The sequence below is a fragment of the Leifsonia sp. Y862 genome (assembly GCF_057669585.1).
In genome coordinates this window covers 19770-32464 of the sequence record NZ_JBYHFR010000002.1, presented here as the reverse complement: position 1 = coordinate 32464, position 12695 = coordinate 19770, and the positions used below count along the sequence as shown (strand labels likewise).

Sequence of the window (12695 nt, the reverse complement as noted above, 5' to 3'; positions counted from 1 at the left end):
CTTTCGACACGTCGTTGTGGTGCATGGGACAAAGCCCCCGGGGCTGCCGTGTATTCGACGGCCCCGGGGGCTCGGGGTGCTGCTGTTAGCCGATTGCTGCCTGCACGTCGGCGGCCAGCTTCTGCCAGGTGGCAACCGGGTCTGCACCGTTGATGATGGCGGCTTCCGCGATGCCCCAGTACTGCCAGACCTGGCCCATGGCCGGGATGGCCGGCATCGGCACAGCGTTGGCGCCTGCAGCGGCGAACCCGGCGATGAGCGGGTCTTCCGAAGCGGTCTCTGCGGCCGCAGTCAGAGCGGGCAGAACGTTGCCAGACTTGAACAGCGCGAGCTGCACGTCTTCGGTTGCGATGTAGTTGACGAGGAAGTCGTTCGCGGCAACCTTGTTCTTGCTCTGCTCGTTGACGAAGAAGCCCTTCACACCGGCGAACGGCTGCGCCGTCTCAGGCCCTGCGCTCGGGATGGCGTCAACGGCGACGTTGATGCCGGCATCCGTTGCAGCGGCGACGTTCCACGGGCCGGTCAGCCAGAAGGCTGCCTGGCCGGTCGTGAAGGCTTCCTTCGCGATGTCGCCGGTGATCTCCGTGTTGAAGACGCCGGTTCCGGTCTTGCCCTGGCTGCCGAGCCAGGTTGCGAATGAGTCGCCACCGGCGTTGCCGAGTTCGAGGTTGGTGGCGTCATAGCCGCCGTTCGCATCGGTGCCGAAGACGGGTGCTCCGAAGCCGGTCTGGAACGGGTACAGGTGGTACGGGTCGCCCTCTGTGCCCTGCTGCACGATGAACGGGTACGTGACACCGGCGGCAGTGCCCTGCGCGATCATGTCGTCGTAGCTGGTGGGAGCGGTCGGGGCGAGGTCAGCGTTGCGGAGCAGCGCAAGGTTCTCGACGGCGTACGGCAGCTGGTAGACCTTGCCGTCATAGGTGGCCGCGTTGAGGGCGACGGGCAGGAAGTCTGCCGACTTGTCGCCGAGTTCGATGGGAGACACGACGCCGTTGGTGACCAGCTCGCCGAGCCAGTCGTGAGCGCCCATGACCACGTCAGGACCCTTACCGGTTGGCGCCTGCTGGATGAAGTCATCCTTGATCTTCGCGGTGTCCTTCGACACGAGGTCGACCTCTACGCCGGTCTTCTCCTGGTACGCAGCTGCCGCGTCCTTCAACGCATCGACGCGTTCAGCGTCAACCCATACGGTCAGGGTGCTCGAAGCGGATGCGGCGCTGTCGCCAGCACCAGAATCTCCAGCTGAACATCCGACCAGGGCCAGAGAAGCTACGACCATGACTGCACCAGCAGTCAGAAGGCCATTCTTTTTCACCGTCATTGGTGTTGCCTTTCGTGAGAATGCTGGCAAAAATGCAAGCGATTACATGTATAGCTGCTCGTGCGCGGATTGACAACTCAACGTTTATCCATCGAGATCAGTTCGTGATGATCGCCCACGCCGCCAACTGTGCAAACGCTTCCAAAGGCGCCAAATGCCGTAAGGTATCGCTCATGACAGGCAACACAGAGTGGTGGAGAACCGCCGTTATTTATCAGATCTACCCGCGCTCCTTTGCGGACGCCAATGGCGACGGCATGGGCGACCTTGCCGGCATCACCAGCAGGCTGCCAGCACTGAAGCAGCTGGGCATCGACGCAATCTGGCTTTCGCCGTTCTACACGTCGCCTCAGCGTGACGCCGGATACGACGTTGCCGACTACTGCGACGTCGATCCCCTGTTCGGCACCCTCGCCGACTTCGACGTGATGTTGACCCAGGCACATGACCTCGGCATCCGCGTCATCGTCGACCTCGTGCCCAACCACAGCTCGAGCGAACACCCGTGGTTCCAGGCGGCACTCGCTGCTGGGCCCGGCAGTGAAGAGCGCGGACGCTACATGTTCCGCGAAGGCAAGGGCGAGAACGGCGAGCTTCCCCCGAACAACTGGGAATCGGTGTTCGGCGGCCGCGCCTGGACGCGCGTGACCGAGGCCGATGGCACGCCGGGCCAGTGGTATCTGCACCTGTTCGACACGACTCAGCCCGACCTCGACTGGGACAACCCCTGGGTGCGCGAGCAGTTCCGCGACATCCTGAGCTTCTGGCTTGACCGTGGTGTCGATGGCTTCCGCGTCGACGTTGCACACGGCATGATCAAGGCAGCAGGCCTGCCCGACTACTTCCCGCCGGCCGAAGGCGGCAGCATGGGCGGCGGCAGCGCCACCCTCGAACCCGCGATCAGCACCGAGCCGCCGGCTCCTGCTCCCTACTGGGCGCAGGAAGGCGTGCACGAGATCTACCGTGACTGGCGCGAGCTGCTCAACTCGTACCCCGGCGACCGCATCCTGGCCGCAGAGGCCTGGGTCGACCCGCTGTCCCAGGTCGCCAAGTGGGTGCGCCCTGATGAAATGCACCAGGCGTTCAACTTCGCGTACCTCGAGACCCCGTGGAACGCTGCTGCGCTGCACTCGGTGATCGATGCGTCGCTTGAGGCATTCGGCGCGGTCGGCGCCCCAAGCACCTGGGTGCTCTCCAACCACGACGTCGTGCGTCACGCCTCCCGCCTTGCCCTCACCGCAGAGAACCTGCAGGGACACGGCATCGGCCCGAAGACCCCCGGCCTGCCGGACCCGGTCGTCGGACTCCGCCGTGCACGTGCAGCCACGAGCCTCATGCTCGCGCTCCCGGGTTCCAGCTACCTGTACCAGGGCGAGGAGCTCGGCCTGCCAGAGGTCGTCGACCTGCCTGACGAAGCCCGTCAGGACCCGACCTGGTTCCGCACCAACCACGAGCGTTATGGCCGTGACGGATGCCGCGTGCCGATTCCCTGGGAGGCCAACAGCCCCTCATACGGCTTCGGCCCGTCAGACCAGAGCTGGCTGCCGCAGCCCACAGAGTGGGCAGAACTTGCCCGCGACGTTCAGGCCGGCGTCGCAGGCTCCACGCTTGAGCTCTACACGCTCGCGCTGAAGCTGCGCCGCGAGCTGGGCCTGGCGCTCGGCGCCGTCGAGTGGCTTGACGGCTACGGAACGGATGTCGCGGCGTTCCGCAACGGCGACCTGATCGTCATCGCCAACACGGGTTCTGATTCCGTTGAACTGCCGGACGGCGAGATCCTGCTCAGCAGCGAAGCGTTGGCCGGTCGCACGCTGCCCGGTGACACCACCGCCTGGATCCGCGCGTAATCCTCCTCGTTGATTGAGGAACGAGCGCCAGCGAGTGTCTCGAAATCCAGTGGGCCGATCTCTGAACTTCCGGAGATCGGCCCTCGGTGGTTTCGAGACGGCCTGGCGGCCTCCTCAACCAACGACCGGGTCTGGCTGAAACCGATAGCCCATGCCTGATTCGGTGAGCAGGTAGCGCGGTCGGCCAGGGTCCGGTTCGATCTTCTTGCGGAGCTGGGCGATATAGAGCCGCAGGTAGCCGGTGTCTGTGATGTGCTCTGACCCCCAGATTTCGGTGAGCAGGCTCTGCCGGGTGACCAGCTTGCCTGCGTTCCGCACGAGCAGCTCGAGCACCTGCCATTCGGTCGGCGTGAGGCGCACCAGCTCTGCACCGGCAGCGCCGGCAGAACCGGCAGCACCGACCCTGGTGATGCTCTTGGCTGCCAGGTCGATGGAGATGTTCGCAATGGTGACAACCGGCGTCGCCTCCTGGTTCGGCACCCGGCGCGTGAGCGCCCTGATTCGCGCCAGCAGCTCGTCGATGGCGAACGGCTTGGTCACGTAGTCATCGGCGCCGGCGTCGAGCGCATCCACTTTGTCCCCGGCACCCGTGCGGCCAGACACCACCAGGATGGGCGCACGAGTCCAGCCCCTGAGCGCTTCGATCACCTGGATGCCGTTCAGCTGGGGCATGCCGAGGTCGAGCATGAAGAGATCGGGGTTGTGCTCGATGGCCGCGTTGACCGCTTCCGTGCCGTTCGCTGCGGTGATGATGTCGTAGCCGCGCGCTGACAGGGTGATGCGCAGGGCGCGGAGGATCTGCGGGTCGTCGTCGGCTATAAGGATTTTCATGCGGTTTCCTGTCGGTTTTCCTGTCGCTGGGGGTCTTGGCGTTCACCAGCGGGAAGGGTGATGACCATGGTGAGCCCGCCGCCAGGGGTGTCTTCGGTGTCGAGGCTGCCTCCCATCCCCTCTGCGAATCCCTTGGAGAGCGCGAGCCCGAGGCCGAGTCCGGTGAGGTTGTCGGTGTCGCCGAGACGTTGGAATGGCACGAAGACCTCGTCGCGCCGTTCAGCGGCGATGCCGGGGCCATGGTCAATGACGCGAATCTGCACGGTGTTTCCGAAGCTGCTGGTCGAGATGCGCACGCGCGTTCCCTCTGGGGCGAAACGGTGAGCGTTGGCGAGGAGATTCACGACGACCCGCTGCAACAGTCCGGCATCGGCCAGCAGCGCCGGCAGCACGGGGTCGAGGTCGAGTTCGACGTCTCCAGGGCCCAGGCCCAGCTCGTCGAAGGCCGGCAGGATCACGTCTTCCGCGTCGACCGGCGCCAACGAGATCCCCAGCACGCCGGCCTGCAACCGGCTGACATCCAGCAGGTTGGTGACCAGGCTGGACAGGGTGGCAAGACTCTCCTCTGCCGTGGCCAGCAGCTCTGCCCTGTCAACGGGTGACCACGACACCTCTGTGGAGCGGAGCCCGGTGACCGCGGCAGTGGCGGCCGCGAGCGGACGCCTGAGATCGTGGCTGACCGCGGAGAGCAGCGCGCTTCTCACCCGGTCGGTTTCGGCGAGTGGGCCGACCTCCCTCGCCGTCTCGCTGAGGTCTGAATGTTCAAGTGCAGCATCAATCTGTGTGGCGATGACAGCCAGGAGCCGACGTTCGGACGAGGCCAGGTCTGCCCCGTGGAGCTCGAGTATCGCGCGGCTTCCGACGGGGATGGTGCTGAAGGTCTCACCAGCCGGCTCCCCGTCGACGCACAGCACCTGGTCGCCCTTCATGAGGCGCACCCCGGTGAGGTTGAAGGCTTCCCGGGTGCGGCTGACCAGCGCCTGGAGCGCGCCTTGCCCACGGAGCACACTTCCGGCGATCGTGGCGAGCAACTCTGATTCGGCTGCCGCGCGCGACATCGCCCGTGATCGCCGAGCGGCCTGGTCGACGACGTAGCTGACCAGCACTGCGTTGAGGATGTAGAGCACCAGGGCCAGAAGGTGCAGCGGCTTGTCGACGGTGACGGTATAGAGCGGTTCGACAAAGAAGTAGTCGAGGGTGAGGCCGGAGAGCAGCGCGGCGAACAGTGCTGGCCAGATGCCGCCGACAATCGCGACCAGCACAACCAGCAGCTGATAGGCCAGCACATCGCTGGTGATGGAGTCGGTGGTGCGCAGGGTGATCAGCAGCCAGTTCAGCAGCGGTCCGCCGATCAGGGCGATGGCGAGACCATAGACCCGGCGCTTGGTGGTGAGCCCACCGGAGATTCGAGGAAGTGTGAAGCGGCCGCCTGCACCAGCGTGGTTCACAATGTGCACGTCGATGTTGCCTGATTCGCGGATGACGGTGGCGCCGATCCCCGGACCGGTCATGGCCGCCTGCAGCCGACTACGCCGGCTGACCCCAATGACAAGCTGGGTGGCATTCGCCGCCTTCGCGAACTCCACAAGCGAATGCGGAATGTCGTCTCCGATGACCTGGTGGTACGTTCCGCCCAACTTTTCAACCAGGGCCCGTTGGGCGGCCAGCGCCTCCGGATGGGCGGTTCTGAGACCGTCCTGGCTGGTGATGTGCACTGCCAGGAGCTCCCCTCCCGCAGAGCGCGCGGCAATCCGCGCACCACGGCGCAGCAGGGTCTCACCCTCCGGTCCCCCGGTAAGGGTGACAACGACCCGTTCCCGGGCCTCCCAGGTGCTGTCGATGCCCTGCTCTGCCCGATAATTCTTGAGCGCACTGTCGACCTCGTCGGCCAGCCACAGCAACGCCAGTTCACGCAGCGCGGTGAGGTTGCCGAGCCTGAAGTAGTTGGACAGCGCAGCATCGATGCGTTCCGTCGGGTAGACGTGCCCATCGGAGAGACGATCCCGCAAAGCCTGCGGCGCCAGATCGACAACTTCGATCTGGTCGGCAGCGCGCAGCACACCGTCGGGGATCGTTTCGCGCTGTGGGACTCCCGTGATCTGCTGCACGACATCGTTCAATGATTCGATGTGCTGGATATTCACCGTCGACATGACGTTGATGCCGGCAGCAAGCAGCGTCTCGACGTCTTGCCAGCGTTTCTCATTCGGCGATCCAGGAGCGTTGGTGTGAGCGAGCTCATCGACCAGCGCAACCGCCGGGTTTCGCCGCAGGACAGCGTCAAGGTCCATCTCATCCAGCTCAACGCCGCGATGGGAGACGCTGGTGGGTGGCACGATCTCCAGACCGTGCGTCATTGCGATCGTGGCGGCGCGGCCGTGGGTTTCCACGACCGCGACAACCACGTCTTTACCTTCGCCCAGCAGCCGTTTGCCCTCTTCAAGCATGGTGAAGGTCTTTCCGACACCGGGAGCGGCACCGAGCAGCACTCGAAGCCGCCCTCGTTTCATGGCTAGCCCTTCAGCTCGCCGAGTGCGAGGTTGAGCTGCAGCACGTTCACCGTCGGTTCGCCCAGGTACCCGAGGTCACGCGCCTGGGTCTTGCTCTCGACCAGGGCGCGCACCGCATCCGCTGTCAGGCCGCGTGCCGCCGCAACGCGCTCTACCTGAAGCAGCGCGTATGCGGGACTGATGTGCGGGTCGAGCCCTGACGACGACGCGGTCAGTGCATCGGCGGGGATGTCCGCGGGCGCGACCTGGTTGAACTCGGCGATCTGCGCCCGGCGTTCGTCGATGGCTGCAATGAGGTCGGCGTTCTCCGGCCCCCAGTTGCTGCCGCTGGATGCGCCGGCGTCGTAGCCGTCACCGGCCGCTGACGGGCGCGGCTGGAACCATTCAGGCAGCGGGTTGCCGTCGGCATCGGAGAACGACTGCCCGATCAGGGCGGAACCGACAGTTTTGCCGTTCACTTCGACGGTGGAGCCGTTGGCCTGCGCGGGGAAGGCCAGCTGGCCGACCCCGGTGATCGCCAGCGGGTAGACAACGCCGAGGACGGCGGTGAGCACGAGCATGGCGCGGATGGCGACCCCGTAGTGGCGGAAGCCGGTGCGAGGTGAACTCATTTCGTTGTCTTCTTTCTTGGGTGAGGCACGGTTAGAAGCCGGGGATCAAGGTGACGAACAGGTCGATCAGCTTGATTCCGATGAAGGGGGCGATGATGCCGCCGAGGCCGTAGACCAGCAGGTTGCGGCTGAGGATCTTCGAGGCGCTGAGCGGCCGATACTTCACGCCGCGCAGAGACAGCGGGATGAGAGCGACGATGACCACGGCGTTGAAGATGATGGCGGACAGCACGGCCGATGATGGCGAGTGCAGCCCCATCACGTTCAGCACGGCGAGGCCAGGGAACACGCCCATGAACATCGCCGGGATGATGGCGAAGTACTTGGCGATGTCGTTGGCGATCGAGAACGTGGTCAGCGCACCGCGGGTGATAAGCAACTGCTTGCCAATGCGCACGATGTCGATGAGCTTGCTCGGGTCAGAGTCGAGGTCGACCATGTTCCCGGCTTCCTTCGCCGCCGAGGTGCCAGAGTTCATCGCGACACCGACGTCGGCCTGGGCCAGGGCAGGGGCGTCGTTGGTTCCGTCACCGGTCATGGCGACGAGGTGCCCGCCCTCCTGCTCCCGACGGATCAGCGCGAGCTTGTCCTCAGGGGTGGCCTCCGCGAGGAAGTCATCCACCCCGGCTTCAGCGGCGATCGCCTTCGCGGTCAGCGGGTTGTCACCGGTGATCATGACGGTGCGGATGCCCATGGCGCGCAGTTCTGCGAAACGCTCAGACAGCCCTTCCTTCACAACGTCCTTGAGGTGCACAACGCCGAGGATCGTGCCGACGCCCTCCGGGGATTTCACCGCGACGACCAGCGGGGTTCCGCCGTCCTGCGAGATGCGTTCGACGTGCGATTCAAGATCGGCGAGCACTGAGCTTGCGGCCCGCTGCCCTTCTTCGATCCAGGCGATGACGGCAGAGCCTGCACCCTTGCGGATCAGGGTGCCATCTGGCTGGTCAAGGCCGCTCATCCGGGTCTGGGCGGTGAACGGCACGATGTCGCCCACCGCGAATTCGCCCACGTGCACGCCCTGCTCATGGGCAAGGTCAACGATCGACTTGCCCTCTGGGGTGGGGTCCGCAAGGGAGGAGAGCGCTGCGGCCCGCACGAGCTCTGCGTGGCTCACCCCGCCGAGCGGCACAAACTCGGACGCCTGGCGGTTGCCGTACGTGATCGTGCCTGTCTTGTCCAGGAGCAGCGTGGTGACGTCACCGGCCGCCTCGACGGCACGACCTGACATGGCCAGCACGTTGTGCTGCACGAGCCTGTCCATGCCTGCGATGCCGATCGCAGACAGCAGGGCGCCGATGGTGGTCGGGATCAGGCAGACCAGCAGGGCGACAAGCACCGGCAGGCTGACGGTCGCTGCCGAGTACGACGCGATCGGATTCAGGGTCAGGGTGACGATCACGAAGATGATCGACAGGCTGGCCAGCAGGATGTTCAGGGCAATTTCGTTGGGCGTCTTCTGACGAGAGGCCCCTTCGACCAGGGCGATCATCCGGTCGACGAACGTCTCACCAGGCTTGGAGGTGATCCGAACGACGATGCGGTCTGAGAGCACCCTCGTGCCGCCGGTGACGGCGCTGCGGTCGCCGCCCGACTCCCTGATCACCGGCGCTGACTCGCCCGTGATGGCGGATTCGTCGACAGAGGCGATGCCCCAGACGATGTCTCCGTCACCGGGGACGAGTTCGCCGGCCGTGACAACGACAATGTCTCCGAGCGCCAGCTCTGCCGACGACACGTCGTGCAGGCCGGAACGCTCTGCTGCGGCATCCGTGACCTCGTCGTAGTTGCTGACCCGCCAGGCCATCGTGCTCGTGCGGGTCTTCCGCAGGCTGTCTGCCTGTGCCTTCCCGCGGCCCTCCGCGACTGATTCGGCGAGGTTCGCGAAGATCACCGTGAGCCACAGCCAGAGCGCGATGCCCCAGGTGAAGCTGCCGGGAACCGTGCTCCCGCCGGAGGATTCCGCCCCACCGAGGAAGGGTTCTGCGAACGCCAGCACCGTGGTGAAGAGCGCGCCGATCTCGACGATGAACATGACGGGGTTCCGCCACATCAGCCTCGGGTCGAGTTTTCGGAATGCACCTGGCAGGGCGGCGACCAGCTGGTCAAAGCTGAAGGCACCCTTCGAGGTCTTCGTGTCGTGCCCGACGCCGGATTTCTCCGGTGCAGGCAACGTTGGTGTTGTTATGGACATGGTTTACAGCAGCCCTTCCGCCAGGGGACCCAGCGCGAGAACGGGGAAGAAGGTGAGGGCCGTCACAATGACAGTCACACCGATGAGGAGGCCGACGAACTGCGGTCGGTGGGTGGGCAGCGTTCCGCTGGTGGGTGGAATCTTGTCCTGCGCGGCGAGGGAGCCGGCCAGTGCGAGCACGAAGACGATCGGGATGAAGCGCCCGAGCAGCATCGCAACACCCAGTGCGGTGTTGAACCACGGCGTGTTCGCGGTGAGGCCGGCGAACGCGGAGCCGTTGTTATTCGCCGCAGAGGTGAAGGCGTACAACACCTCTGACATGCCGTGGATGCCGGGGTTCCAGATGGACGTCGATTCGACATCCGCTCTGATGGCCGGGATCGCGAACGACAGTGCGGTTCCGACAAGCACGAGGGTCGGCGTCACCAGGATGTAGAGGCTGGCGAGCTTGATCTCCTTCGGGCCGATCTTCTTTCCGAGGTACTCCGGCGTGCGGCCGACGAGCAGTCCGCCGATGAAGACGGCGATGACAGCGAGGATCAGCATGCCGTAGAGACCGGAGCCGACGCCGCCAGGGGCGACTTCGCCGAGCATCATGTTGATCATCGGCATCATGCCGCCGAGCGCGGTGTATGAGTCGTGCATCGAGTTCACTGCACCGGTTGAGGTGAGGGTACTGGTCGACCCGAACAGGGTGGACGCGAAGATCCCGAAGCGCGCCTCCTTGCCTTCCATGGCTCCGCCGGCGAGCTCTGGCGCTGTGCCGGCACCTCTCGCCTCGAAGAAGCTCAGGCAGGCGAGTGAGACGGTGAAGATTGTCGCCATCACGGCGAGGATCGTGTACCCCTGCTTGTGACTGCCGACTATGCGGCCGAAGGTGCGCGGCAGGGCGAACGGAATCATCAGCATCAAAACGTTCTGCAGCAGGCTCGTCCAGGCGTTCGGGTTTTCAAACGGATGCGCTGCGTTGGCGTTGAAGAAGCCACCACCGTTGGTCCCGAGGTTCTTGATCGCTTCCTGCGACGCGACGGGGCCGCCTGGCAGGTTCTGTGTTCCGCCGACGAGCGTGGTGAGTTCTGTGAAGCCGTTGAAGTTCTGGATCCCACCGCTGGCCAGCAGCACGAGCGCGCCGAGCACTGAGATGGGGAGCAGCAGGCGCAGGGTGCCACGCGTGAGGTCGACCCAGAAGTTGCCGATCGTGCCGGACTTTCGCCGGGCGAAGCCACGCACGAGCGTGATTGCGATTGCGATGCCCACTGCGGCAGAGACGAAGTTCTGCACGGCGAGGCCGGCGATCTGCACCGTGTATCCCATCGTCAGTTCAGGGGAATATGACTGCCAGTTGGTGTTGGCGACGAACGACGCTGCGGTGTTGAACGACAGCCCCTCGGGAACGGCCGGCAACCCCAGGGAGTATGGAAGCGCGGCCTGGAAGCGCTGCAGCAGGTAGACGAACACCACTCCGACTGCGGAGAACGCCAGCACACCGCGCAGGTAGGACTGCCAGGTCTGCTCTGCGCGGGCATCCACTCCGATGAGCCGGTAGAAGCCACGCTCGATCGCGAGGTCTTTCGTTGACGTGTAAATGCGCGCCATGTACTCGCCGAGGGGACGGTAGAGCACAGCGAGGATGAGAGCCAGGGTGGCGACTTGGAGGATCGCGAAGAATACGTCCATTTAGAAGCGCTCCGGTTTCACGAGGGCGTATACGAGGTACACCACGGCGGCAACGGCCAGCGCGGCGGCCAGGAGGTCGAAGAAGATCACAGCTTCTCAACCCCCCGCCCGATGACGCCGACAAGCGCGAACACGGCGATGATGCCGAGCACGTAAACAATGTCAAGCACGAAAGACTCCATCTGGAGAGGGATGACGCGACCCGGTCGGGGCGCGCCTGCCGCGGTGGCACGGTGGTACAGCGGCACAGCATCCGATTAGATACCCGTATTCACGGCAGATTCCCGGCCCTAACGATTCCCACACGGCCTTCGCGCAAATCCTCACGGCATCCATACGGCCGGCCCTCGGCGCCTGCGGCACCCCGTTGATTGAGGAGCGAGCGCCAGCGAGCGTCTCGAAATCCGCGAAGACACATGGCACCGACCTGACACCGTGTGAAGACCGTAGGGTTTGGCCAGATACCCGTATGGATGCCGTTCACACACCTCAGACGGCACCTGACCTGGCGTAGACCTGACCCTCATGACCCTCACTTCGCTCATGCCATCGCTGCGTCGCAGCATCCCCGATCCCATCAATATCAACCTGTGGCCAGAGCACACCCAGGTCTCGACGACCGACGTGGTGGTGTCTGGGATTTCGATGCTGCGATTGGTTGAGATCTGCGACTCCCCGTGTATTCACACCGCGGCAGCCGTGATTCCTGGCACCGGCGGGCGCGCATCGTCTGTCGACCAGGCTGCGGTCATCGTCGTCACCGTCACGGCGGTTCTCGGCACCTGCGACGACGACCGAATCGTTCTCGTGGATGCGTGTCTCGATCGGATTCCGGTCGTATGGTGCGAGCTGCGACTCATCGGGCGCCCCTCCACCGCGCACCACGTGCGAGCAACGGTCCTTGCCGATGAAGCCCATGGCGGATGCGTGCCCTGCGAGATGAACGGTGCAGCCAGCCTGCCATCCGACGTCAGGGTCGGAGACCTGCTCGCGATTCCGTGTGCAGCCATGGTGGTGCTGCGTGAGCTCAGGTCGGCGCGAGAACGAGAGGTGGTCGACGCACTGGACGTCGTGAACCAGAGCTGGTTGAGCCGGCTCGGCTAGCCGTACTGGGCACGCAGAAGGGGGCGAGTGGATGCATCCACTCGCCCCCTTCTTTGTCGTTCAGGAGCGTTGCCGTTCAGGCGCCGCGAAAGCGCAGGTCGTGGAGTGCTGCAGGTTCTGCACTGGGGAATGCGATCAGGTCACCGATTGCCAGGTCACGGGGAAGCAGCACAACTGAGGTCGCCTGCGCCGCTATCGGGCGGAGATGCACCCGCTGGGTTCGAGTTGAGCTCCTCCGGCCAATGAGCCGGCATTCACCGAGAATGGGAACGCAACCGTCGAGCTCTGCGTCGACCCAGACGTCACGGCCGTCGCCGGCCGCGTGCGGCAGGATCTCCTGCACCCGCGTGACGACGACAGAGACGAAGCGCGTGTGCGCTGGGCGGACCACACCCACAGCTCCTGTCGCGATCAACGGGGTAGGTGCGGCAGCGGTGCGCACGCACGGCGTGCCCGTCCGTTCTGCGATCTGGGCCATGGAGGCGCCGACGACCCAGACATCCGTCGCGCCCAACACCGTGTACTCCGGCCAGGCTTCCAGGGCAGACAGGTGCAGCGCCAGGTTTCGCATCGATGCGATCGTGTGCATCAGGCTCATCG

The 12695-nt window shown here is 65.0% G+C and carries 10 protein-coding genes; 2 read left to right on the top strand and 8 right to left on the bottom strand.

Features of this window, described 5'->3' with window-relative positions:
- Positions 1-85: 85 nt before the first annotated feature.
- Positions 86-1321 (bottom strand): sugar ABC transporter substrate-binding protein, encoded by a 1236-nt coding sequence (locus tag AC25Z0_RS10300; RefSeq protein ID WP_488133159.1) that lies wholly within the window; start codon positions 1319-1321, stop codon positions 86-88.
- A gap of 173 nt (positions 1322-1494) precedes the next feature.
- Between AC25Z0_RS10300 and AC25Z0_RS10295 the strand changes: the two genes are divergently transcribed.
- Positions 1495-3168, top strand: a complete 1674-nt coding sequence (locus AC25Z0_RS10295) for a glycoside hydrolase family 13 protein (protein ID WP_488133158.1) — start codon at positions 1495-1497, stop codon at positions 3166-3168.
- Positions 3169-3282: 114 nt separating this feature from the next.
- Here the strand turns inward: AC25Z0_RS10295 and AC25Z0_RS10290 are convergent, their stop codons facing one another.
- The 6 genes from AC25Z0_RS10290 to kdpF are packed head-to-tail and all read right to left on the bottom strand — an operon-like array spanning position 3283 to position 11081.
- Positions 3283-3999 (bottom strand): response regulator, encoded by a 717-nt coding sequence (locus AC25Z0_RS10290; RefSeq protein WP_488133157.1) that lies wholly within the window; start codon positions 3997-3999, stop codon positions 3283-3285.
- A complete protein-coding gene (locus AC25Z0_RS10285) occupies positions 3996-6509 on the bottom strand; it encodes a DUF4118 domain-containing protein (RefSeq protein WP_488133156.1) in 2514 nt (837 codons plus the stop codon). The genes AC25Z0_RS10290 and AC25Z0_RS10285 overlap by 4 nt, the downstream gene beginning before the upstream one ends.
- Positions 6510-6511: 2 nt before the next feature.
- A complete protein-coding gene (kdpC, locus tag AC25Z0_RS10280) occupies positions 6512-7120 on the bottom strand; it encodes a potassium-transporting ATPase subunit KdpC (RefSeq protein WP_488133155.1) in 609 nt (202 codons plus the stop codon).
- A 31-nt stretch (positions 7121-7151) separates the two neighbouring features.
- Positions 7152-9314 (bottom strand): potassium-transporting ATPase subunit KdpB, encoded by a 2163-nt coding sequence (gene kdpB, locus AC25Z0_RS10275; protein WP_488133154.1) that lies wholly within the window; start codon positions 9312-9314, stop codon positions 7152-7154.
- A gap of 3 nt (positions 9315-9317) precedes the next feature.
- Positions 9318-10991, bottom strand: coding sequence for a potassium-transporting ATPase subunit KdpA (gene kdpA / locus AC25Z0_RS10270; RefSeq protein WP_488133153.1), 1674 nt, complete (start codon positions 10989-10991; stop codon positions 9318-9320).
- On the bottom strand, positions 10992-11081 hold the full coding sequence (kdpF, locus tag AC25Z0_RS10265; protein ID WP_488119561.1) for a K(+)-transporting ATPase subunit F: 90 nt from the start codon (positions 11079-11081) through the stop codon (positions 10992-10994). It lies immediately after the preceding gene.
- 435 nt (positions 11082-11516) lie between these two features.
- Here kdpF and AC25Z0_RS10260 point away from each other — a divergent pair, with 435 nt between their 5' ends.
- Positions 11517-12095 carry a hypothetical protein gene (locus tag AC25Z0_RS10260; protein ID WP_488133152.1) on the top strand — a complete coding sequence of 193 codons (579 nt, stop codon included), beginning with the start codon at positions 11517-11519 and terminating at the stop codon, positions 12093-12095.
- A 76-nt stretch (positions 12096-12171) separates the two neighbouring features.
- Here the strand turns inward: AC25Z0_RS10260 and AC25Z0_RS10255 are convergent, their stop codons facing one another.
- On the bottom strand, positions 12172-12693 hold the full coding sequence (locus AC25Z0_RS10255; protein ID WP_488133151.1) for a hypothetical protein: 522 nt from the start codon (positions 12691-12693) through the stop codon (positions 12172-12174).
- Positions 12694-12695 lie beyond the last annotated feature (2 nt).

What these genes read in the sequence shown, in the direction of transcription:
- AC25Z0_RS10290 (WP_488133157.1), bottom strand. Translation starts at nt 3,999, where the DNA reads ATGAAAATCCTTATAGCCGACGACGACCCGCAGATCCTCCGCGCCCTG.
- AC25Z0_RS10260 (WP_488133152.1), top strand. Translation starts at nt 11,517, where the DNA reads ATGACCCTCACTTCGCTCATGCCATCGCTGCGTCGCAGCATCCCCGAT.
- AC25Z0_RS10295 (WP_488133158.1), top strand. Translation starts at nt 1,495, where the DNA reads ATGACAGGCAACACAGAGTGGTGGAGAACCGCCGTTATTTATCAGATC.
- kdpC (WP_488133155.1), bottom strand. Translation starts at nt 7,120, where the DNA reads ATGAGTTCACCTCGCACCGGCTTCCGCCACTACGGGGTCGCCATCCGC.
- AC25Z0_RS10255 (WP_488133151.1), bottom strand. Translation starts at nt 12,693, where the DNA reads ATGAGCCTGATGCACACGATCGCATCGATGCGAAACCTGGCGCTGCAC.
- kdpA (WP_488133153.1), bottom strand. Translation starts at nt 10,991, where the DNA reads ATGGACGTATTCTTCGCGATCCTCCAAGTCGCCACCCTGGCTCTCATC.
- AC25Z0_RS10285 (WP_488133156.1), bottom strand. Translation starts at nt 6,509, where the DNA reads ATGAAACGAGGGCGGCTTCGAGTGCTGCTCGGTGCCGCTCCCGGTGTC.
- AC25Z0_RS10300 (WP_488133159.1), bottom strand. Translation starts at nt 1,321, where the DNA reads ATGACGGTGAAAAAGAATGGCCTTCTGACTGCTGGTGCAGTCATGGTC.
- kdpB (WP_488133154.1), bottom strand. Translation starts at nt 9,314, where the DNA reads ATGTCCATAACAACACCAACGTTGCCTGCACCGGAGAAATCCGGCGTC.